Genomic DNA, 21,999 nt, shown 5'->3' on the forward strand with positions numbered 1-21,999 from the left:
GTGGGGCTTGAACGATCCGCTTCCGCAACCCATACAGCAGGCCAGCGATCTAATTCGATATGTGGGGGACAGGCTCCCAACTGGTGCGCATCAAGTTCCAGTAGACGATTTATTCATGAGCGCTTGGATCGGGGCGGGCCTCTCGGAAGACAATCCAGCTGTTGGCCTGAAGTGGCTACTAGATCAGGATCAACTAAATCGTTTGGTCGTCGCGCAGCCAGCGGGAGATGGGCGATACTATCGTCTGACTTGGGATGGGTGGGCAGCTTACAATGAGCTGAAGCGCGAAGAGCCCCCTTCGGAAGTGGCCTTCATGGCGATGCAGTTCGGTGACCCCGAACTCAATCGGGTTATAGCGGACTGTTTCAAGCCTGCAGTCGCTTCCACAGGCTTCAAGCTGAACCTTCTAACCGATGGGCAGGGGGCCGGCTGCATTGACGATCAGTTGCGCGTCGCCATTCGCACCTGTCGCTTCGTGCTGGCGGACCTGACGCATGACAACAGGGGTGCATACTGGGAGGCCGGGTTTGCGGAGGGTCTTGGAAAGCCTGTGATCTACACATGCAAGAAGGCTCGCTGGGATAGTGAGCCTGTGCATTTTGATACTAGCCACCTAGTCACAATCATCTGGGATCCAGCTGATTTGAATGATGCATCCAACAGATTGAAGGCCACGATACGGGCCACACTTCCAGAGGTAGCAAAGATGACGGATTGAGAAGTCACGCGGGTCGACCGGAGTGAAGCTCGACCTCGACCGCGTCGATGAGTTCCTCGGCGCCGTCGGCACGCGCGTCAGCGAGATAAGCGGCAATAACCTCCTCGCTGTCGAGATATTCCGCCGGGCCAAAGGGCCGCGTTTCCATCCCAACCTTCTCGAAAGTCGATCACCCCACCGCCGGAGCCCCGCGCAGCAGCCCTTCGGTGCTGAGGTCCTCGTCCAGTTCTGGCCAATGAACGCCGTAACCGCCGCCCGCGATTTCCCAATTCGCGCGCTGAGCCGGCGTGGCCGCCAGAAGGCGCGGATACCAGGCCAGAGGCGCGGCGATGCTGCGGCCGTCCATGAGTTCGACCACCAGTCGCTCATCATCGCACCGAACGTCGCGCACGCGCTCGTCAGCGGCCGTCGCCAAAATGCTCATGCCTTGCCTCCACGAGGGTGACCCTGTGCTCGCGCACCAAGGTCAGGATAACATTCAACTCATGCGCCCGGTAGCCGAGGTTCCGCGCCAAGGCCACGGGCGCAAGCCACGCCTTCAAGGACGCTTCGCCCTTATCCACATGGACGTGTGGCGGCTCGTTCGGTTCATGGCTGTAGAAGTAGAACCGATAACCGTTGATGCGCAGGATTGTAGGCACGGATAATTCTACCAGTGGTAGATTTAACGCGTCAATACCACTGGGCTTCCCTTCTCCCCTTGCGGGAGAAGGTGGCGCGAAGCGCCGGATGAGGGGTCGCGCGGGTGGCGCCTCATCCCGACGATCCGTCCGTCGCGGCGGACAGGACTTTCATCCCCTCATCCGACCCGCTGGCGCGGGCCACCTTCTCCCGCAAGGGGAGAAGGGTGCTCCAACTTCACCGAACCCGTGACCGCGCCGTGGGAGCCAGCCGCAGCCTCTGCATCACCCCCGCGTCCGAAACCCCGGCCGCGACCGCCGCCAGGGCCGCCTCGTCCGCATAGGCCGTCATCCAGACCAGCACCCGCTCGCCCTCGCGAACCGGCAGGCGGGGGAAGGTGTTTTCCGCCGGATTGGTGACCCAGGCGGCGAGGATCTCGGCGCCGTCGTGGTCGAGGGCGGGCGGGTCTAGCGCGGTGTCGAGGGCCTGGACGGTGAGGGTCAGCAGGCGGTCGCCGCCGGCCCACGGCTTGCCGCCCGGCCGGGGCGAGCCGTGCGGCTGCAGCAGCAGGACGTCGTCGCTGTCGATCATGGTCGCATTGGCGGCCTCGCAATGGGCCGCCCAGACAGGGCCGTCATAGAAGGCGGTCAAGGCCTGACGGCGCTGTTCCATGTCGGCAAAGCCGCGCAGCCAGACGAAGCGGTCGGGATCGTCCAGATCGCGGAACAGGCCGATCAGGGTGATGCCCGCCGCCTCCTGACTCTCGACGAATTCGCGCTCGAACAGAGCGATCAGGGTGTCGCGCCGGCCCGGATGCAGGGTGTACTGGCGAAGCTCGACGACTGTGGAGTTGGGGGCGGGGCTTGGGACGGACATGGCGGCTCCTCAGCTGGACACGGCTTAGCGCGCCGGAGGGCCGAAACCTGTCAGCAGGCGCTGTATCCCCACCGCTTCCCGCGCCTAACCGTTTGAAATCCCTGACCGGGATCGCCCCAACTCCTCCGGGATCGACGCCGCCGTATACTGTCTTCATCTCAAGGCGATGGGGAGGGCGCGCGGCCAGCGACCTTCGCGGCCTTGGGGTGTGGTCGAGCGGGGACAGGTCCGAGGGGGATACTCGGGCGGTCCGGGACCTGGTTGCTGGCCAGGCCCGCCCGCCGTCGGCGTGGACGAGGATAAACGGGTGTGACTTAGCCTTCTGGCTCGCCCGCCTCGACCGCCGTTTCGCCCGGGAAACCGGGGGAAGCGGGTCCCGGTAAGGCCCGAACAGGGCCACCCGACGGGACGCTGACGGATAACGACCGCGCGGGGCGTCCGAGCTTCGTCGAAACGGTAATTCTATTCCTTCATCCGGGCGTCGCCCGGCGCCCCGCAACCCTCCCCCGATCTTCGCAGCGACAGCGCGGGGCGGCGAAGCCGTGCGTCCCGTCAAGAGCATTTTCCGATAAGTATGAAACGGTTATCGGATCAAAAAATGCTCTAAACTTTTGATTTATTGCCTTTTTCGCCCAACCCTGATGAAGCCATCAGGTCGGAAAGGGCTCTAGCGATGGAACAAGCCCATGCCTCATCCCCGCCCCGCCCGTCCGATCTGCACGAGGGCGTGCCGCTCGAACCGCCGCCGCGACCGCGACAGGGCCTGGCTCGACGCGCGCCTGTTGGCGAAGATTGGCGGCCTCGCCGGCCTGCTGGAGCGCAAGCGTGTCCAGGACGACGCGGACGAGACGGCCGGGCCTCCGTTCCGGGATCGACCTTCCGGTCCCGCCTCGCGCGAAGACCCTTGCGACGAGACGGCGAATACCCCTTCTATGCCGCGTTAACCTTTTCGGCCCCTCTCGCTCAAGGACTGCCATGAGTTTGCAGAAGCGGATCTGGGACCTGATCGTCCTGGCCATTTTCGTGTTCGCGGCGGCTTTCGCCTCGGCGCCGTGGTTCGCGTTCCGGGCCCTGAAGGCGGCGGCCCAGTACGAGGACGTGCAGGCCATCGGCGAGCTGATCGACTTCCCGGCCGTGCGCCGCAGCCTGACCGGCCAGCTGAACGAGGACGTGCCCGTGGCCGCGGCCGAGCCGCCCTCGATCTGGCGCAATCCGCTGGGCGCCATGCGCCGCGCCATCGAGCCGATGGCGCCGCCCGAGCCCAAGGTCGACCGCTTCCTGACCATAGCCGGGATCTCGGCCCTGACCCGGGGCTATGCGCCCGGCGCGGCGCCGGCCGGGCCGGCCCGGCCCGAGACGGCCTCCGGCAAGCTTAAGGCCGCCGTCCAGGGCCCTTATCCGACCATCGCCTACTGGGATCCCAACCGGGTGCGAGTGGCGATGAAGCGGCCCGGCGATCCCGTGCGGGTAACGGTGTTCACCTTCCAGCGACGGGCGCTGTTCACCTGGAAGCTGGTGCATATCAAGCTGCCGCGCGAGGATCGCTAGGGGCCGAAGCCGGTGCTGTCACCGAAGCGTCAAGCAAGACTGCTAACCGCGCTGGGAACCTTTCCCGGAGCGCCGCGCCCATGACCCGCCTTCCCCGCCTGCCCCTCTTGGCCCGCCTGCCCCTCTTGGCCCGCCTGCCCCTCTTGGCCCGCCTGCCCCTCTTGGCCCGCCTGCCCCTCGTGGCCGCTGTTTCGCTGCTGGCTCTGTCAACGGCCGCCCTCGCCCAGCCGACGGCTTGGTCGCGGCCCAATGTCAGCACGGTCGAAGGGCCGGTCACGGTCGAGTTCGGCGGCGTGAAGCTGGTCAATCACGGCCTGGTCGGGGCCGGCCGGCTGTCGGCTTCGCTCCATGACTTCCACGGCGACACCCTGGGCTCGTTCTCGGCTATGGCGATCACCGGCTGGCGACGTCTGGCCGACGGGACCTACACCGGACGCCTGACCACCCTGCCCGACCGTGGCCCCAACGGGGTGGGCACGATCGTCGGTACCTCGGACTACGCCAACCGTCTGCACCGGTTCGACTTCACCTTCGCGCCCCATGCCGGGACAGCGGTGGCGGCGCCCGATCAGGTCGTGCTGACCCCGGCCGGCGGCCAGCTGCTGAAGGACGCCAAGGGCCAGACCTTCACCGGCCTGGACCCCTCCGAGCCCAAGGCCGCCGGCCGCACCAGCCTGGACAGCGAGGGCCTGGCCATGACGGCCGATGGCGGCTTCTACGTCTCCGACGAATATGCGGCGGCCATCTATCGCTTCGACAAGGCCGGGGCGCTGAAAGGCGTGATCGCGCCCGTCGCCGCCGTGGCGCCGATGAACGCCGGCGCGCCGATGCTGACAGGGGCCAAGGCTCCGGAAACCGGCCGCCGCAACAATCAGGGTATCGAGGGCGTCAGCATCACGCCGAACGGCAAGCGCCTTGCGGCCCTGCTGCAAAGCGCGACGGTGCAGGACGCCGCCTCGGCCAAGGATACCGATCACACGCGGGCCAATACCCGGCTGTTTCTCTATGACATCAGCAAGTCCGCGACCCCGGCCGCGCCGGTCGCCGAATACGTCGTCCAGCTGCCGGTGTTCCGCAACAAGGGCGACGGCGCCGCGCCGGACAAGACCGCGGCCCAGTCCGAGATCCTGGCGCTGAGCGACCGCCAGTTCCTGGTGCTGGCCCGCGACGGCAACGGCCGCGGCGGCGGCGCGACCCGTCCGGCGGTCTATCGCAGCGTGCTGCTGATCGACACGACCGGCGCCACCAACATCGCCGGAACGCCCTACGAGACCTCGGCCAAGCCCATCGCGCCGAACGGCGTGCTCGAGGCGGGCATCGTTCCGGTCAAACAGGTCGAGCTGGTCAATCTGATCAACCCGACACAGCTGGCGCGCCTGGGCCTCAACCTCGACAACGCCGCCACCAACGGCTTCACCCTGTCCGAAAAGTTCGAGGCTCTGGCTCTGGTTCCTGCCCTCGATCCCAAGGCGCCGAACGATGCGTTCCTGTTCATCGGCTCGGACAACGACTTCCAGACCAGCCAGGGTGTGGTCGGCGGCGCGACCTTCGACGCCGGGATCAAGGCGGCCGATGGAAGCCCTGCGGGCGACAACGACAACCTGATCCTGGTCTACCGCCTGACCCTGCCGGGCTGGTCGGCGCCCGCCGCCCGGTGATAGAGCGGGGCGTCCTCCAACCGCGAGCCAGCGCCCCGTGATCGACCTTGTGTTCGGCGTCCTGTCGCGGGTGCTGCCGTTCTTCCTGCTGATCGGCGCTGGCGTCGTCCTGGTCCGGTTGCGTCTGCTGGACGAGGGCATGTCGCGTGGCCTGTCAGCCTATGTGTTCTGGATCGGCTTTCCGGCCCTGCTGATCCACTCCCTGTCGCGGATCGGAACGCCGGGACCGACCTTGGCCTGGGGACTTGCGGCCTTCGCGGGAGCGGCGCTGGCGGTGATGGCTGGACTGCTGGTCCTGGGTCTCGTCCTGGGCTGGACGCGCGAGGAGCGGGCCGGCGCGGCCATGGCCGGCGGGCTGGGCAACAGCGCATTTCTGGGCCTGCCCGTCGTCGCCGCCGTGCTCGGCCCCGAGGCCGCCCGTCTGGCCGCCGGCCTCGTGGCGGTAGACTTCGTGATCGTGGCCGCGACCGGCATCGCCTTGCTGGGCTGGGCGGCGGGGCGCTCCGTCCCGGGATCGATGGCGCGAGCGCTTGCCAACCCGATCGTCGCCGCCTCGCTGATCGGCGTGGGCATGGCGCTGATGGGCCTGGCCCTGCCCGGCGTGCTGGACCGCGCGGTCGCCGCTGCGGCGATGTCGGGAAGCCCGGTAGCGCTGGTGGCGCTGGGCGCGGCATTGGCTTTGCGCGGGACCGACGACGAGGCCGCTCCCCGCTCCGGACCTGTTATGGCGGCGGCGGTCGCCAAGCTGCTGGTCCTGCCCGTCTTGACCTGGTTCGGCTTGGGTCTAGTCGGTGCTCCGCCCACCTTCCGCCTGGGGGCCACACTGCTGGCGGCGACGCCGACGGCCGTCAACGTCTTCATCCAGACCCGCGCCCTGGGCGTCTTCGCCCGAGGCGCGGCCCGAACGGTGGCCCTGACCACGGCCGCCGCAGTCGTGACCCTGTCCGGCGCCGCGATACTGCTGACATCCAGCGTCAACTAGTTCCCGCCTCGTTCTCGACGAACATCGTTGGTCTGACTAGGTTCGCTGCACGGAGGACATCGACATGATCAGCTACATCACCATCGGTGCCAGCGACATCGACCGGTCCGGGACCTTTTACGACGCAGTGCTCCACGCTCTGGGCAGCGCGCGGCAGTGGCGGCAAGGCGACTGGATCGGCTACGGTCCAGACCCCGAGCACGCCACCGTCATGATCTGCCCGCCCCAGAACGGCCAACCGGCCAAGGCCGGCAACGGCATCATGGTCGGGCTGAAAGCGCAGACCACGGAACAGGTCGATGCCTTCCACGCCGCCGCCATGGCCAATGGCGGTACATGCGAGGGACCACCCGGCCCGCGCCCCACCTTTGGCGAGGGCTACTACCTGGCCTATGTCCGCGACCCGGACGGCAACAAACTCTCGGCGTTCCTGAAGAGCTAGCCGGCGAGCGCCGCCTTGATGGCGTCCAGGCCGTCCTGGGCCTTGGATGCGTCGGGCGCGCCGCCTTGGGCGAAGTCGGCCTTGCCGCCCGCGCCTTGGCCGCCCATGGCCAGCACAGCGACCTTGGCGAGGTCAGCGGCGCTGAACTTGGCCGCAAGGTCGGCGGTGACGGCCACGGTGACAGCGGCCTTGCCCTCGCTAGTCCCGACCAAGGCCACCACGCCGCCGTTGGTCAGCTGTTTCTTGAACTCCTCGGCCACGCCGCGCAGTTCCTTGCCGCCGACGCCGTCCAGCACCTTGGCGATCAGGGCGGTGCCGGCGATGTCTTCAGGACCCGAGGCCGCGCCGCCACCGCCGCCCAGGGCCAGCTGCTTCTTGGCCTCGGCCAGCTGCTTTTCCAGCGACTTGCGCTCGGCGATCAGGGCGTCGACGCGGGCGACGACCTCGCTGACCGGGGTCTTGAACTGGTCGGCCAAGGCCTTGGCGACGCCGGCCTGGTCCAGCAGGAAGCGGCGGGCCGCCTCGCCGGTCAGGGCCTCGATGCGACGGATGCCAGCGGCGACGCCCTGCTCGGAGACGATCTTGAACAGGGCGATGTCGCCGGTGCGGGCCACGTGGGTGCCGCCGCACAGCTCGACCGAATAGTACTTGCCAGCCTCGGTCAGCGAATTGCCCAAGGTTAGCACCCGGACGCTGTCGCCGTACTTTTCGCCAAACAGCGCCACGGCGCCGGCCTCGATGGCCTCCTGCGGCGCCATCTCCTTGGTCTCGGCGAGGGCGTTCTGGCGAATGACCTCATTAACCTCCGCTTCGATGCGCTCGATCTCGTTGGGCGACAGCGGGCCGCCGTGGCTGAAGTCGAAGCGCATGCGCTCGCCATCGACCATCTGGCCCTTCTGGGCGACGTGCGGACCCAGCACATGGTGCAGGGCGGCATGCACGAGATGGGCAGCCGAGTGGTTGGAGCGGGTGGTGGTGCGACGGGCGGCGTCGACCGAGGCCACGACGCTGTCGCCGACCTTCAGGTCGCCGGCCAGCTCGACGCGGTGCACATAAAGCTCGCCGGCCTGCTTCTGGGTGTCGAGCACGCGGCTCTCACGACCGCCGGCTTCGATGACGCCGGTGTCACCGGCCTGACCGCCACTCTCGGCATAGAAGCTGGTGCGGTCCAGCAAGACCTCGACGGTCTGACCATCTGAAGCGGTTTCGACCTCCGCGCCGTCGATGAGGATGGCCTTCACCACCCCGGTGGTCTCGGTGGTCTCATAGCCGACGAACGCAGTGGCGCCGGCTCGCTCCTTGATCGCGAACCAGGCGGCAGCCGAGCCAGTCTGACCCGAACCAGCCCAGTTGGCGCGCGCCATGGTGCGCTGCTTGTCCATGGCCACGTCGAAACCGTCGGTATCGACCGTGATGCCCTTGGCGCGCACGGCGTCCTGGGTCAGGTCCAGCGGGAAGCCGTAGGTGTCGTAGAGCTTGAAGGCGACGTCGCCATCCAGCACGCCACCGGCTGACAGGTTGGCGGTGGCCTCGTCGAGCAGGCCCATGCCCCGACCCAGGGTGATGCGGAAACGCTCTTCCTCCTGGCGCAGGGTTTCGACGATGGAGGCCTCGGCGCGGCGCAGTTCGGGATAGGCTTGGCCCATCTCGGCCACCAGGGTCGGAGCCAGACGGTGCATCAGGGGCTCATTGGCGCCCAGCAGATAGGCGTGGCGCATGGCCCGGCGCATGATCCGGCGCAGGACATAGCCGCGGCCTTCGTTCGACGGCGTGACGCCATCGGCGAGCAGGAACGAGGACGAGCGCAGGTGGTCGGCGATCACCCGGTGCGACGGGGCTTGCGCGCCCTCGGCCTTGACGCCGGTCAGCTCGACGCTGGCGGCGATCAGGGCCTTGAAGATGTCGATGTCATAGTTGTCGTGCACGCCCTGCAGGACGGCGGCGACGCGTTCCAGGCCCATGCCGGTGTCGATGGACGGCTTGGGCAGCGACAGGCGCTCGCCACCGGCCATCTGCTCGAACTGCATGAAGACCAGGTTCCAGATCTCGATGAACCGGTCGCCATCCTCATCCGGGCTGCCCGGAGGGCCGCCAGCGATGTGGGCGCCGTGGTCGAAGAAGATTTCCGAGCACGGACCGCACGGACCGGTGTCGCCCATCGACCAGAAATTGTCGTTGGTGGCGATGCGGATGATGCGGTCGTCGGTCAGGCCGGCGATCTTCTTCCACAGGTCGGCGGCTTCGGTGTCGGTGTGATAGACCGTGACCAGCAGCTTGTCCTTGGGCAGGGCGTAGTCGCGGGTCAGCAGGGTCCAGGCGTGGGTGATCGCCTGTTCCTTGAAATAGTCGCCGAACGAGAAATTGCCCAGCATCTCGAAGAAGGTGTGGTGGCGGGCGGTGTAGCCGACATTGTCCAGGTCGTTGTGCTTGCCGCCGGCGCGAACGCACTTTTGCGAGCTGACCGCGCGCGGATAAGCCGGCGTCTCGGCGCCGGTGAAGGCGTTCTTGAACGGCACCATGCCGGCATTGACGAACAGCAGGGTCGGATCGTTCTGCGGCACCAGCGGCGCCGACGGCGTGATCGCGTGGTCGGCCTTGCCGAAATAGTCGAGGAAGGTTCCGCGGATCTCGTTCAGGCTGGGCATGGGCGTCTCTAGGATCTCGATAGAGTCCGGCTGTCCGGAGGTTGGCGCTGCATAGCGCGGTTTTCGGCGGAGTGGAAACCGAGTTGGATGTGGGGACGCGTTGGTGCGTTCCAAAGGACAGTCTTGACTGACCACTAGCCCTCTCCGCGCCTGCGGCGTTCCTCCCCCGGAGGGGGAAGACGATCTCATCTGCCCCCTCCGGGGGCGGACGACCGCGAAGCGGTCAGGTGGGGGCGGGTCTGGTGGACACGGCTTTTCGGCCCCGCGCCAAACTGGCTGCAAGTGGGTGGGGAGGCGCGAAGCGGCCGGGGCGAACCCGGATGACCGTGATGTGTTTTGTGCGTTTCGGTTCGACCTGTCCGCTTCGCCAAGCTGTTCTTGACCGTGAGGATCGGGGCACACGAGCGTGAGTTTCAGCTCTGATTCCCAATTAACCCCCGGACGGGCGCGCATCTCGTCGATCGGCTATCCGTCTCGACGCCGACGATGTGCGATAGGCGGCTTCTGACCCCCGCCCTCCTTTATTCCGCGCTGTCTCACCTGCGAGTGGTCCGGTGGTCCCGGATCAATCCAACGAACAGACCACCATCGTACCCGCCGCGTGACCGCGCGGCCCCGCTCAGCTTCATCACCCGTCGCCGCATCAGGCCGGTACCAAGCGCCCTCCCCCTGCGACGGGGACAAGAAGCAGTATCCATCAGGTTTCGGTGCGGGGGATACAGAAGGGCGAGAAAATTCGAAGTCATTGATTTCGCTCAACTCCATTCCCTATCCGCAGAGGATAGAGCGCGAAGATCCTCTCCCTGAAGGGGGAGGCGGCCGTCAGGCCGGTGGGGGAAGACCGCACCAACTCAGCAGCACTTCCCCCTCCGTCGGCTTCGCCGACACCTCCCCCGCTGGGGGGAGGGTTTGTGCCCCCCCCCAAACGAAGTCGGACGCCTGGTTTGGGGTCCAGGCGTCCGGGGGATCGCGGCCTTCGTGGCGGGAAGCCACGGGCGTCAAGTATTGGCGGGGTGCGCCCGAGCTAAACGAAGGTCGCGAAACCTGTAGGGCCGCTCCTTTTCACGAGCGTTCCTGGTCCTATTCGTCGCCGTCCTCGGGACCGCCGACCAGCAGCTCTTCCTCGATCTTCTGGGAAGACTTGCGGACGGCCGCCTCGATCTCGTTGGCCAGATCCTTGTTGGCTTTCAGGAACTCGCGGACGTTGTCGCGGCCCTGACCGATGCGCTGGCTGTTGTAGGAGAACCACGAGCCGGCCTTGTCGATGACCCCGGCCTTGACGCCTAGGTCGATGATCTCGCCCAACTTGGAAATGCCCTCGCCGTACATGATGTCGAATTCGACCTCGCGGAACGGGGGGGCGACCTTGTTCTTGACCACCTTCACGCGGACATTGTTGCCGATGATCTCGTCGCGGTTCTTCACCGAGCCGGTGCGGCGAATGTCCAGGCGCACCGAAGCGTAGAACTTCAGGGCGTTGCCGCCCGTGGTAGTTTCCGGGCTGCCGTACATCACGCCGATCTTGTGACGGATCTGGTTGATGAAGATGACGATGGTGTTGGTCTTGTTGATCGAGCCGGTCAGCTTGCGCAGGGCCTGGCTCATCAGGCGGGCCTGAAGGCCAGGCAAGCTGTCGCCCATCTCGCCTTCGATTTCCGCCTTGGGCGTCAGGGCTGCGACCGAGTCGATGACGACCACGTCGACAGCGCCCGAACGCACCAGGGTGTCGGTGATTTCCAGGGCCTGTTCGCCGTTGTCAGGCTGAGAGACCAGCAGGTTGTCGAGATTGACGCCCAGCTTGAAGGCATAGCCCGGATCGAGCGCGTGTTCGGCGTCGACGAAGGCAGCGGTGCCGCCAGCCTTCTGGACCTCGGCCACCACGTGCAGGGCCAGGGTCGTCTTGCCCGAGCTTTCCGGACCATAGATCTCGATCACCCGCCCCTTGGGCAGGCCGCCGATGCCAAGGGCGATATCCAGGCCGAGCGAGCCGGTGGAGACCGACTCCATCTCGACCTTGCCCTTTTCGCCCAACTTCATCACCGAGCCCTTGCCGAACGCCCGATCGATCTGAGCGAGCGCCGCTTCGAGCGCGCGCTGCTTGTCGCCGTCTTCCTTGCCCACGAGTTTCAAAGCCGCCTGGTTCATTGGAGATGCGCCCTTATTTCATGATTCCACCCGGCCAAGCCGGGCTTCGCGTTACGCGCGCCCATCGATCGGAGAACACTCAAAGTCGTACCGGCTTTGTTCTGTGTTCGCAAGATGTTCTTTTCGACAGGCGTTTGGTGTTCCATTCTTTCCGAACAGGACGCCGGCCGTGGCCGCGCGTCTTTTTCGTTCGCAGAAACACGTCCTTAAGACCCCCGTGCGACGGTTTCGGTCGTATAGGGGAATCCGCCTTGTCGATTGATCCGCGTCGCCTTCTTGGCCTGGCGTTCGCCAGCGCCGACCTCCTTGTCGAGATTCGTGACGGCAAGATCGACATGGCCCTGGGCGCTGCCCAGCGCATTGTCGGCCAGGGCGAAGCAGCCCTGACCGGCAAGGTCTGGCGAGACCTGTTCTGGGCCGCCGATCAGAACCTGATGGACGCCCTCCTGTCCTGCGCCGACGACGGCGCCCGGCGGGGGCCGGTGGTGGTTCGCCTGGCCGGACCTGTGGAACGCCATGTCAGCGTGATGATGCGCGCCCTGCCGGAGAACGAGGGTCGCATATCCTGCGCCCTGACCTCCAGCCAGGCGCCAATCCCGGCCGTCGGCCCCGAGGGCCTGCACCCGCGCAACTCATTCGAAGACATCGCCAAGGGCCTGTTTGAGGCGGCGCGGGTCACCGGCCTCGAGCTGGAACTGGCCATGATCGAATTCGCCGGCCTCGGCGACCGACGCGGCGCCCTGCCCTCCGCCGAAGCCGAGATGCTTGACTCTCAGGTGGCTGGCGCGGTGCGCGCCGAGTCCCACGGCGGCGCGGCGGCCACGCGACTGTCGAGCGACCGCTTTGCCATTTTGCGCGCCAAGGACGACAACACCGAGGCCCTGACCCGACGCCTCAGCCATATGCTGGCGTTGGAAACCACCGCCCATGTCGTGTCGCTGGAGGTCGGAACCGCTTCGGCCCGCGCCATGCGCGCGCTGCGCTACGCCATGGACGACTTTCTGCGCGAAGGCCTGAAAGACGCGCCGCCGATGAACCTGTCCGAGGCGATGAACCGCTCGGTCAAGCGCACCCTGGCCCGCGCAGGCGCCCTCGGTGTCGCCGTAACCCAGCGCCGGTTCAATCTGGCCTTTCAGCCCGTCGTCAATCTGGCGACCGGCCTGGCGCACCACCACGAGGCGCTGGTGCGTTTCGAGGACGGCGTCAGCCCGTTCGCCCTGATCCGCATGGCCGAGGAGTTCGATCTGATCGAGGAACTCGATCACGCCATCGTCGAGCAGGCCGTCAAGCGCCTGGTGCAGGATCGGTCTGGCGAACTGAAGCTGGCGGTCAATGTCTCGGGCCGGACCATCGTCAACGAGAGCTTCGTCGACAACGTCTCTCGCATTCTGGCCAGGTTCGACCAAGCCAAGGGTCGCCTGATCTTCGAGATCACCGAGAGCGCCGCGGTCGACGACCTGCCGCGCGCCAATCGCCACATCCAGGCGCTGCGGAGCCTTGGATCGCTGGTCTGCCTGGACGACTTTGGCGCGGGGGCCGCCTCGTTCGCCTATCTGCAGGAACTCGACCTCGACATCGTCAAGATCGACGGCCGCTATGTCCGGGAACTGGCCGGCAACGGTCGCGACGGCGTCATGGTGCGACGCCTGGTCGAGATGTGCCGCGACCTGAAGATCCGCACGGTCGCCGAAATGGTCGAGACCGTCGAGGTCGAGGACGTGGTGCGCGCCGCCGGCGTCGACTTCGCCCAAGGGTGGCTGTTTGGCCGTCCGGCGGACCAGCCGCAACCGGCCCTCAAGCCCGCCAGCCCGGTCAAGCCCGCGGCGCGCCGCGCCGGGGCGTCGGAGAGCTGGGGCTAGGCCCCAACTCTCCTGCTCGTCCTGTAGGTTACTTGCCGGCCTTCTTGGTCGCGATGTAGTTGTCGACCACGGTTTCCAGCACGGTCAGCGGGGTCATGCCCGACAGCAGGCCCGCGTCGTGGAACTGGCGGATGTCGAACTTCTTGCCAAGCGCCTTCCTGGCCTTCTCGCGCGCACGCAGCCAGACGATCTTGCCGATCATGTAGCTGCAGGCCTGGCCCGGCCACACGCAGTAGCGCTCGATCTCGGTGATCGCGCCGCTTTCCTCGTCGCCCATGGTCTCGGCCATGTACTTGACGGCCTGTTCGCGGCTCCACTTCTTGTGGTGCATGCCGCTGTCGACGACCAGGCGCACGGCGCGGAACAGTGCGTCGTGCAGCATGCCGATGTGGCCGCGCGGATCGGTTTTGTAGATGCCCATCTCGACGGCCAGCTCTTCCGAATAGAGCGCCCAGCCCTCGGCATAGCCGGAGAAACCGATCACCTTGCGGATCAGCGGCAGGCCCTGCGCCTCGTTCGAGAGGGTCAGCTGCAGGTGGTGGCCGGGAACGCCTTCATGCACCGTCAGGGTGGTGAGGGTGTATTTGGCCTGTTCCTTGGTGTCGCGCAGGTTGATCCAGTAGATCCCCGGGCGCTTGCCGTCGAGCGAAGGCGAATTGTAGTAACCGCCCGGCGCGCCGGCCTCGATGGCCTTGGGCACACGGCGAATTTCCAGCGGGGCCTTGGGCAGTTGACCGAAATAGGCCGGCAACTGCTTTTCGATCCACTTGGCCTTGACGTTCAGGTCAGCGATCAGCTGTTCCTTGGCCGCGTCGGTATTCTCGTAGATGTCCTTGCCCAGCTCGGCCATGCGCTCGCCGACCGTGCCCTTGGACATGCCCATGATCTTGAAGATCTTGTCGGCCTGGGCCTCGATCGACTTGACCATGTCCAGACCCAGCTGATGGATCTCGTCGGGGGTCAGGGTTGAGGTCGTGTAGTTCTTCAGCGAAGTGGCGTAGTAGTCGCCGCCGTTCTTCAGGCGCCATACGCCGGCGTCATGGGTGGCCTTGGGCCGCACGCTTTCCAGCAGGGCGATCTGGCGCTTCAGGGCGGGCAGGACCGAGTTGAGATAGACCTTGGTCGCCTCGCCGGCCCAGTCGCCTTCGATCTTCTTTTCCGTGGTGCGCCGCACGATCGACTTGATCAACGGCGCCTCGGCCGTGGGCGTGTCGGCGAAGGACTTCATCTGGATCAGGGCCTTGTCGATCACGAAGTCCGGCGGGATAACGCCGTCGGCGTAGTCGCGCTTGGCGATCAGGGTTTCCTGGTCCATCAGACGGGCAAAGCCTTCCATCCGCTGCAGGTAAGCGTCGGCGTCGGCCTTGGTTTCGATGGCGTGTTGGGTGTCGAGGAAGTCTGGCATCTGCTGGTAGCTGCCCGTCAGCTGCGACAGCACATAGGGTGCGCCCGAACCGCCGCCGGCATAGGTGAACTTGCTGCCTTCGTCCTGCACCGCCAGGGTGAACTCGACGGTGTCGTAATTGACGGCGTCCATGCCTGACATCGACTTGCGGTCGATGGCGCGCAGGGCCTTCAGCTGTTCGCGGGTCTGGGCGGCGCCGGCGGCGATCGCCTCGAACGAGCGGTCGCTGAGCATGCCCTTGGTCCAGGCCAGGTCGCCCTTGTCCAGGCCCAGGCTGGTGGTCAGCTCCGGCGCCTGGCGCATCAGCTTGGCCATCGCGTCGTCGAACAGGGCGTTCATCTTGGCCACTTCGCCATTGGCGGGCGCGGCGGCCTGGGCGAAGGCGAGCGACGGTGCCGAAGCGGCGAAGCCGGCGGCGACGGTCGAGAACAGCATCTGACGACGATTTTGCAAGGCGAGACCCCTAAAGAACGTTTTGTTGGGCGAATGCGTAGGCCCAGAGCCCGATGCCCGTAAATTAATTTCTGTTAATGCGCGGTCTGGCCAAGCCGCTGACGTCGAAAAAGTCAGTCGCCGCGATCCAGGGTCACATAGAGCTCGCTCTCGATCACCCACTGGCCGATGACCTTTTTCCAGACGGCCAGATAGGTCCCCGACTGGTCCGCCGCGCCCTTCCAGGAGCCGACCCAGCGTCCCTGCTCGGCGGCGCGCAGGCCGGCGCTGTCGAGCTCGACGCTCTGGCCGGTGCGGACATAGGCGATGAAGTTCGGATCGCGGAACTGGCCGTCAAAGGCGGCGATCACCTCGGCCGCGCCCATCAGCAGCGAGCCGTCGCCGGCGATCAGCCGGACCTGCGGGTCGAAGAACGGCGTCAGCCGCGCGGCGGTCTTCCCGGCGATCAGCTTGTTGGTCAGCTTGCGGCGGGCGGCGATGGCGTCTTGAGGCGTGGTCATGGGCTAGGTCTCGCAAAACGGCTTCGGCGGTGTAGCGTGTCGGCTCACCGCGCCGCAAACAGAGTCGCCATGTCGTCGTACCCGCCCGTGATCGTCACTGAACGTCTGACCCTGAAAGCCTCGGAGGTGTCCGACTTCGAAGACAGCGTCGCCATGTGGTCGGACCCCATCGTCACCCAGTTCGTCGGCGGTCGCCCCTCGACGCCGGAGGAGAGCTGGGCGCGGCTGCTGCGCTCGCGCGGCCTGTGGCCGCTGCTGGGCTATGGCTATTGGGCGGTGCGCGAGACGGCGACGGGCCGGTATGTCGGCGAGGTCGGCTTTGCCGACTTCCACCGCGAGATCGAGCCCAGCTTCTTCGGCCAGCCGGAGATGGGCTGGGTGCTCGCGGCCTGGTCGCACGGCCAGGGCTTTGGAACTGAGGCAGTGACGGCGGGCCTAGCCTGGATTGACCAGACCCTGGCCCCGCCACGCGTGCCCTGCATCATCGATCCAGGCAACGCCGCGTCCCTGGCCCTGGCCCGCAAGACCGGCTTCAAGGTCGTGACCCACACATCCTACAAAGACGCGCCGATCATGCTGCTGGAGCGAACACCCTAGACCGGGTGAACCCAGCCGTAAGGGTCGGCCGTGCGCCCACGCTGGATGCCGATCAGGGCGTTGCGCAGCTGCTCGGTCGTCTCGCCCTCGGCGCCGTTGCCGATGGTGAAATCGCCAGAGGTGGTGCGCACTGTGCCGATACCCGTCAGCACCGCGGCGGTGCCGCAGGCGAAGACCTCGCGCAGCCGGCCGCTGGCGGCGTCGGCGCGCCACTGATCCAGCGAATAGGGCTCCTCGCGCACTTCTATACCCTGGTCGCGGGCCAGGGTGATGATCGAGTTGCGGGTGATGCCGGGCAGGATGGTGCCGCCCAGCGGCGGGGTGATCAGGCCGCCGTCGTCCATCCGGAAGAAGACGTTCATGCCGCCCAGTTCCTCGACCCAGCGGCGCTCGACCGCGTCGAGGAACACCACCTGGTCGCAGCCGTGGGCGATGGCCTCGGACTGGGCCAGCAGGCTGGCGGCGTAGTTGCCGCCGCACTTGGCCGCGCCCGTGCCGCCCATGGCCGCGCGGGTATAGGTCTCCGAGACCCAGACCGAGATCGCTGAGGCCTTGTTCTTGAAATAGGCCCCGACCGGCGAGGCCAGAACCACGAACAGGTATTCGCTCGCCGGCTTGACGCCCAGGAACACCTCGGTGGCGAACATGAAGGGCCGCAGATAGAGGCTGCCCTCGCCTTCCGGGATCCACTCGCGGTCGATGTCGATCAGCTTTTCGACGGCTTCGACGAACAGGGCCTCAGGCAGCTCGGCCATGGCCATGCGGCGGGCCGAGTCCTGGAAGCGGCGGGCGTTTTCCTCGGGCCGGAACAGGGCCGTGCCGCCGTCCGCCGTGCGATAGGCCTTCATGCCCTCGAAGATTTCCTGGGCGTAGTGCAGCACCGAGGAGGCCGGATCCATCGGGATGGGACCGCGCGGCTCGACCTTGGCGTCATGCCAGCCGGCGGCCTGGGAATAGCGGATGGTGACCATGTGGTCGGTGAACACCCGGCCAAAGCCCGGATCGGCCAGAAGCGCGGCGCGCTGCTCGGCGGAGGTCGGCTTGGGATGCGTAACGTGCGCGAACGAAGAGGTGGCGGCTGAGGTCATGTGGCGCTTGGCTCTCGCTCGAGAAGATCGGTCGCGGCGCGAGCACGCCACAACGGTGGAATGGATATGGCTGATGCTTCGCGTCAAGGGCCACGGACGCAAAGACCGCATCCTCCCTCAGGTTCGCAAGCCCTCGGGGCTAGATATCGCCGCCGACGTTCGACGCCAAGCCTGGCGCGCGGGCGACATGGATGCCGCATTCGGTCTTGTCCTGACCGGCCCAACGACCGGCGCGGACGTCATCGCCGGCTTCGGCGGGCTTGGTGCAGGGCCAGCAGCCGACCGACGGGAAGCCCTGGGCCACCAGCGGATGGGCCGGCAGGTCGTATTCGGCGATATAGGCGTCAAGCTCGGCCTTGGACCAGTTGGCCAGTGGGTTGAACTTGATCTTGCCGTCGGCCTCCTCGACCACCGCCAAACGCAGGCGGTCGCCGCCGTGGAAGCGCTTGCGGCCGGTGATCCAGCCGTCGAAACCGCCCAAGGCGCGGTCCAGCGGCAACACCTTGCGGATGTGGCAGCAACCGTCGATATCGGTGCGCCACAGGTCCGATTTGGGGTCGTTGATGGCCAGATCGGCAAAGGCCGGGCGCAGGTCACGCACGTCGGTCAGGCCCAGCTGGGCGGCCAATTGCTTGCGGTAGTCCAGGGTCTGGCCAAACAGCATGCCGGTGTCGAGGAACAGCACGCTGATCTTGGGCGACACCCGCGAGGCCAGGTGCAGCAGCACGGCCGACTCCGCCCCGAAGGACGAAACCAGGGCCAGCTTGTCGCCAAAGGTCTCGAAGGCCTTGCGCACGATGGTCAGCGGATGGGCGTCGCGCAGCTCGGCGTCCAGCCGAGCTGCCAGGCCCATCGTACCAGACAGGGGCGTAGCATCGGTCTGGTCGTAGGCCATCACCCATTCCCCCTTTGAAGAACTGGTCTTTCCTCGAACGCCACCGGGCGGTCGTCGGCGGCGCGTTGATAGACGTGGCGGAAGCGGTTGGCGGCCTTGTTCCAGACCTCCGGCGTGACATCGTCCAGCGGCTCGAAGGCGTCGAAACCGCAGCGGACCATGAAGCCGGCCTGCTCCTGCAGCACGTCGCCGACCGCTCGCACTTCGCCCTCGTAATTAAACCGCTCGCGCAGAAGACGGGCCGAGGTATAGGCGCGGCCGTCGCGGTATTTCGGGAAGGCCAGGGCCACCACGGGGATGCGCGGCAGATCATAGGCCAGGGCCTCGATTTCCTCGTTGGGCTCGATGCGCACGCCGACGCGGCGGCTGTTCGAGGACAGCAGGGCGTCGCCCTCAGCCTGGAAGCGGGTCAGGGACAGGATCACGTCGCCCGTCTCGGGGATCGCGTCCTCGTCTGCCAGATTGACGAAGCTGTCGTCGGCGAAGGCGGCGGCGCCGTTATCGAGCTTAATCAGCCTGGGCATAGACAGCCTCCTTGAAGGGCTCGAGGCCGACGCGGCGATAGGTGTCGAGGAAGCGCTCCTCGCCCGTGCGAATGCCCAGATAGGCCTCGACCAGGGTGTCGATAGCGCCGGCGACGCGGTGGGCGGGCAGCGCGGGACCCAGGATCTTGCCGATGCTGGCGTCTTCCGCGCCCGAGCCGCCGAGCGAGAGCTGGTAGAATTCCTCGCCCTTCTTATCGACGCCCAGGATGCCGATGTGGGCCACATGGTGGTGACCGCAGGCGTTGATGCAGCCGCTGATCTTGATCTTCAGCTCGCCGACCTTCTCGGCGTGGTCCTCATCGGCGAACTTGGCGGCGATGTTCTGGGCGACCCCGATGGCGCGGGCATTGGCCAAGGCGCAATAGTCCAGACCCGGGCAGGCGATGATGTCGCTGGCCAGATCGATATTGGCGGTGGCGAGACCGGCCGAGGCCAGGGCCGCGTGCACGGCCGGAACATCATCCAGCTTCACATGCGGCAGCACCATGTTCTGGGCGTGGGTGACCCGCACATCGTTCAGGCCGTACTTTTCGGCGAGATCGGCGATCAGCTCCAGCTGCTCGGCCGTGGCGTCGCCCGGCGTCTGGCCCTGGGCCTTCAGCGAGATCTCGACGATGGCGTAGCCGGGCTTCTTGTGCGGCTTGATGTTGTTGCGGGCAAAGCGTTGCAGGGCCGGGCTGGCGAGGCGGGCCGCCTCGAAGGCGTCCGACACGGCCGGCAGGGTCTCGAACGGGGTCTGGGCGAAAGCGCCGCGGATGCGGGCCAGTTCGTGGTCGGGCAGGTCGGCGCGGGCGCCGTCGATCTTGGCCCACTCTTCTTCCACCTGACGGCCAAACTCTTCGGCGCCCAGGGCGGCGACCAGGATCTTGATGCGGGCCTTGTAGATGTTGTCGCGGCGGCCGTGGCGGTTGTAGACGCGCAGGACGGCTTCGAGATAGCTAAGCAGGCGGCCGACGGGCAGATGCTCCTTGATGGTCGGGCCGACATAGGGGGTGCGCCCCTGGCCGCCGCCGACGATCACCTCAAAGCCCAGCGAACCGTCGCGCGCGCGACGCAGCATCAGGCCGATATCGTGCACCTTGGCCGCCGTACGATCGACCACCGAGCCGGTGATGGCGATCTTGAACTTGCGCGGCAGGTAGCTGAATTCCGGGTGCAGGGTCGACCACTGGCGGATCACTTCGGACCACACGCGTGGGTCGTCGATCTCGTCGGCAATGGCGCCGGCATAGGGGTCGGAGGTGGTGTTGCGAATGCAGTTGCCGCTGGTCTGGATGGCGTGCAGGTCGACCTGGGCCAGGGCGTCGAGGATGTCCGGCGCGTCCTTCAGCTTCACCCAGTTGAACTGGATGTTCTGACGCGTGGTCATGTGCCCGTAGCCCTTGTCATAGGTGCGGGCGATCCAGGCCAGGCGGCGCACCTGGGCGGCGTTCAGCGAGCCATAGGGAACGGCGACCCGCAGCATGTAGGCGTGCAGTTGCAGATAAAGGCCGTTCATCAGCCGCAGCGGCTTGAACTGGTCCTCGGTCATTTCGCCGGCCAGGCGGCGCTGGACCTGGCCGCGAAATTCGTTGGAGCGGTCGGTCAGGAACTCGCGGTCGATGATGTCGTACTGGTACATCGCTTACTTCCTGCGGATCAGATCGACACGGCCGGTCGAGCGGGCCGCGCCAGCCGCATGGCGCAAAGCGTCGATGGATTCGCCGCCGTCAGCCTGCTTGCCGTGGGTGGGTTCGTTGGTGGGGCCAAGCGCCCGGATACGCTCGCGATAGCTGATCGGGGCCCACAAGCCTTCCGATTGCGTCAGGTCGATCGGATAGACGTCGACCACCACGGTGGGCTGGCCCTTGCCGGTGGCGACGACGGCCTCGACGGCCGCGTCGTCATTGTCGAACAGCTGGGCGTCGCCGAAGGCCTCGACCCACTGGCCGGACTTCCAGAACACGACCTCGCCGTCGAGCAGGCGGTTGGCGGTGATGGCTTTCATGAGCGCGAGCTCCGCTCGAACAGGGGATTGGAAACGGTCAGGTCCGAGGTCGCGAGAGCGACATCGGCCATCGCCATGGCCTCGCCGACCATCAGCAGCGCGGGGCCTTTCAAGCCCTCGGCGGCGATGGCCAGACCGGCCAGGGTAGTGAGGATGCGACGCTCGTCGACGCGGCTGGCGTTCTCGACGATCAGGGCCGGGGTCGAAGGCGCGCGACCGGCGGCGGTCAGGCGCTCGGCGATCAGGCCGGCGGTCGAGACGCCCATATAGACTATCACAGTCTGATTCGGACGAGCCAGCGAGGCCCAGTCCAGATCAGGGTCGCCGTGAGCGGCGTGGCCAGTGACGAAAGTGACGGCCTGCGCGCTACCGCGATGGGTCAGGGGCGCGCCGGCGCCGGCCGAGGCGGCCAGGGCGGCGGTGATCCCGGGGACCACATGGCAAACGACGCCGGCCTCGCGGCAGGCGGCCAGCTCTTCTCCGCCGCGTCCGAACAGGAACGGATCGCCGCCCTTCAGGCGCACGACGGTCAGACCTTCCAGCGCCAAGGCGACCAGCAGCTGGTTGATGTCGTCCTGCGGCAGGGTATGGCGCGACTTGCGCTTGGCGACATTGATCCGGCGAGTCTTCGTGAGAGCGAGATCCAGGATCTCGTCGGACACCAAGCCGTCATGGACGATCACGTCGGCGGCGCGGATCGCATTGAAGGCGCGGATGGTCAGCAGGTCCGGATCGCCCGGCCCTGCCCCCACCAGATGCACGACGCCAGGCGCGCGCGCGGTCTCGCCCCCGCCGAGAACGACGAGGCTGGACTTGCGATGACGGGCCGGGGGCCGAGACATGTGGTATCAGAACCTCTATCAACGCGGTCGGGATAAAACCGTGAAACGCAGGATGGGGCCCTCCCGAAAGACCGCCCCCTCTCACTTGAAGGAAAGACGGGGCCGTCCCAAGGAACGGCCCCGCGCGCGCAAGCCGGCGAAAAGGGCCATTCCACCGGCTAGCCCTTGCAAACTGGTCGTGGGCGGTCCAATT

At 66.6% G+C, this 21,999-nt stretch carries 22 protein-coding genes; 8 read left to right on the top strand and 14 right to left on the bottom strand.

The features are described 5' to 3' along the window. The first annotated feature begins 7 nt into the window (after positions 1-7). Positions 8-718, top strand: a complete 711-nt coding sequence (locus ACP69S_RS01440; protein WP_425994140.1) for a hypothetical protein — start codon at positions 8-10, stop codon at positions 716-718. A gap of 4 nt (positions 719-722) precedes the next feature. Here ACP69S_RS01440 and ACP69S_RS01445 read toward each other — a convergent pair whose 3' ends face one another. The 4 genes from ACP69S_RS01445 to ACP69S_RS01460 all read right to left on the bottom strand — a co-directional run bounded on the left by ACP69S_RS01445 (position 723) and on the right by ACP69S_RS01460 (position 2,215). Next, complete coding sequence (locus tag ACP69S_RS01445; RefSeq protein ID WP_425994142.1) at positions 723-866, bottom strand: hypothetical protein; 144 nt, start codon at positions 864-866, stop codon at positions 723-725. Between the two features lie 21 nt (positions 867-887). Next, a complete protein-coding gene (locus ACP69S_RS01450) occupies positions 888-1,142 on the bottom strand; it encodes a DUF2442 domain-containing protein (RefSeq protein WP_425994144.1) in 255 nt (84 codons plus the stop codon). After that, a complete protein-coding gene (locus tag ACP69S_RS01455; protein WP_425994146.1) occupies positions 1,117-1,359 on the bottom strand; it encodes a DUF4160 domain-containing protein in 243 nt (80 codons plus the stop codon). Before ACP69S_RS01455 ends, ACP69S_RS01450 begins: the two co-directional genes overlap by 26 nt. Positions 1,360-1,576: 217 nt before the next feature. Continuing rightward, positions 1,577-2,215 carry an NIPSNAP family protein gene (locus ACP69S_RS01460; RefSeq protein WP_425994148.1) on the bottom strand — a complete coding sequence of 213 codons (639 nt, stop codon included), beginning with the start codon at positions 2,213-2,215 and terminating at the stop codon, positions 1,577-1,579. Between the two features lie 686 nt (positions 2,216-2,901). Here ACP69S_RS01460 and ACP69S_RS01465 point away from each other — a divergent pair. The 5 genes from ACP69S_RS01465 (at position 2,902) to ACP69S_RS01485 (ending at position 6,845) form a co-directional block, all read left to right on the top strand. Further along, positions 2,902-3,159: a hypothetical protein gene (locus ACP69S_RS01465; protein WP_425994150.1), complete on the top strand. Its 258-nt coding sequence runs from the start codon at positions 2,902-2,904 to the stop codon at positions 3,157-3,159. A gap of 31 nt (positions 3,160-3,190) precedes the next feature. Beyond that, a complete protein-coding gene (locus ACP69S_RS01470; RefSeq protein WP_425994152.1) occupies positions 3,191-3,763 on the top strand; it encodes a DUF2939 domain-containing protein in 573 nt (190 codons plus the stop codon). A gap of 80 nt (positions 3,764-3,843) precedes the next feature. Next, positions 3,844-5,421, top strand: coding sequence for an esterase-like activity of phytase family protein (locus ACP69S_RS01475; RefSeq protein WP_425994154.1), 1,578 nt, complete (start codon positions 3,844-3,846; stop codon positions 5,419-5,421). Positions 5,422-5,458: 37 nt separating this feature from the next. Next, positions 5,459-6,403 carry an AEC family transporter gene (locus ACP69S_RS01480; RefSeq protein WP_425994156.1) on the top strand — a complete coding sequence of 315 codons (945 nt, stop codon included), beginning with the start codon at positions 5,459-5,461 and terminating at the stop codon, positions 6,401-6,403. Between the two features lie 64 nt (positions 6,404-6,467). Continuing rightward, positions 6,468-6,845, top strand: a complete 378-nt coding sequence (locus tag ACP69S_RS01485; protein ID WP_425994157.1) for a VOC family protein — start codon at positions 6,468-6,470, stop codon at positions 6,843-6,845. Here ACP69S_RS01485 and alaS read toward each other — a convergent pair. Next, the gene (alaS, locus tag ACP69S_RS01490; protein WP_425994159.1) at positions 6,842-9,490 is read right to left on the bottom strand and encodes an alanine--tRNA ligase; all 2,649 of its coding nucleotides are present in this window, start codon (positions 9,488-9,490) and stop codon (positions 6,842-6,844) included. The genes ACP69S_RS01485 and alaS overlap by 4 nt on opposite strands. Positions 9,491-10,570: 1,080 nt before the next feature. Continuing rightward, a complete protein-coding gene (gene recA, locus ACP69S_RS01495; protein WP_419251958.1) occupies positions 10,571-11,635 on the bottom strand; it encodes a recombinase RecA in 1,065 nt (354 codons plus the stop codon). A 251-nt stretch (positions 11,636-11,886) separates the two neighbouring features. Between recA and ACP69S_RS01500 the strand changes: the two genes are divergently transcribed. Continuing rightward, positions 11,887-13,494, top strand: coding sequence for an EAL domain-containing protein (locus tag ACP69S_RS01500; RefSeq protein WP_425994162.1), 1,608 nt, complete (start codon positions 11,887-11,889; stop codon positions 13,492-13,494). A 28-nt stretch (positions 13,495-13,522) separates the two neighbouring features. Here the strand turns inward: ACP69S_RS01500 and ACP69S_RS01505 are convergent, their stop codons facing one another. Together ACP69S_RS01505 and ACP69S_RS01510 are read right to left on the bottom strand one after the other, a co-directional pair. Further along, positions 13,523-15,352, bottom strand: coding sequence for a DUF885 domain-containing protein (locus tag ACP69S_RS01505; RefSeq protein WP_425994164.1), 1,830 nt, complete (start codon positions 15,350-15,352; stop codon positions 13,523-13,525). Between the two features lie 113 nt (positions 15,353-15,465). After that, positions 15,466-15,852, bottom strand: coding sequence for a DUF4440 domain-containing protein (locus ACP69S_RS01510; RefSeq protein WP_425994166.1), 387 nt, complete (start codon positions 15,850-15,852; stop codon positions 15,466-15,468). A gap of 69 nt (positions 15,853-15,921) precedes the next feature. Between ACP69S_RS01510 and ACP69S_RS01515 the strand changes: the two genes are divergently transcribed. Beyond that, the gene (locus ACP69S_RS01515; RefSeq protein WP_425994168.1) at positions 15,922-16,449 is read left to right on the top strand and encodes a GNAT family N-acetyltransferase; all 528 of its coding nucleotides are present in this window, start codon (positions 15,922-15,924) and stop codon (positions 16,447-16,449) included. On the opposite strand, the gene ACP69S_RS01520 is transcribed toward ACP69S_RS01515, so the two are convergent. From ACP69S_RS01520 to cobA, 6 genes are all read right to left on the bottom strand, one after another. After that, positions 16,446-17,537 carry a branched-chain amino acid aminotransferase gene (locus ACP69S_RS01520; RefSeq protein WP_425994170.1) on the bottom strand — a complete coding sequence of 364 codons (1,092 nt, stop codon included), beginning with the start codon at positions 17,535-17,537 and terminating at the stop codon, positions 16,446-16,448. The two genes, ACP69S_RS01515 and ACP69S_RS01520, sit on opposite strands and share 4 nt — an antisense overlap. A gap of 139 nt (positions 17,538-17,676) precedes the next feature. Then, positions 17,677-18,432: a phosphoadenylyl-sulfate reductase gene (locus ACP69S_RS01525; RefSeq protein ID WP_425994172.1), complete on the bottom strand. Its 756-nt coding sequence runs from the start codon at positions 18,430-18,432 to the stop codon at positions 17,677-17,679. Then, complete coding sequence (locus tag ACP69S_RS01530) at positions 18,432-18,956, bottom strand: DUF934 domain-containing protein (RefSeq protein ID WP_425994174.1); 525 nt, start codon at positions 18,954-18,956, stop codon at positions 18,432-18,434. Before ACP69S_RS01530 ends, ACP69S_RS01525 begins: the two co-directional genes overlap by 1 nt. Then, positions 18,940-20,598: a nitrite/sulfite reductase gene (locus ACP69S_RS01535; RefSeq protein ID WP_425994176.1), complete on the bottom strand. Its 1,659-nt coding sequence runs from the start codon at positions 20,596-20,598 to the stop codon at positions 18,940-18,942. The genes ACP69S_RS01530 and ACP69S_RS01535 overlap by 17 nt, the downstream gene beginning before the upstream one ends. 3 nt (positions 20,599-20,601) lie before the next feature. Further along, positions 20,602-20,964 (bottom strand): DUF2849 domain-containing protein, encoded by a 363-nt coding sequence (locus ACP69S_RS01540; RefSeq protein WP_425994177.1) that lies wholly within the window; start codon positions 20,962-20,964, stop codon positions 20,602-20,604. After that, on the bottom strand, positions 20,961-21,806 hold the full coding sequence (gene cobA / locus ACP69S_RS01545; RefSeq protein WP_425994179.1) for a uroporphyrinogen-III C-methyltransferase: 846 nt from the start codon (positions 21,804-21,806) through the stop codon (positions 20,961-20,963). Before cobA ends, ACP69S_RS01540 begins: the two co-directional genes overlap by 4 nt. Between the last annotated feature and the right edge of the window lie 193 nt (positions 21,807-21,999).

It is taken from the genome of Caulobacter sp. DWR1-3-2b1 (genome assembly GCF_049895765.1).
Lineage (GTDB): Bacteria > Pseudomonadota > Alphaproteobacteria > Caulobacterales > Caulobacteraceae > Caulobacter.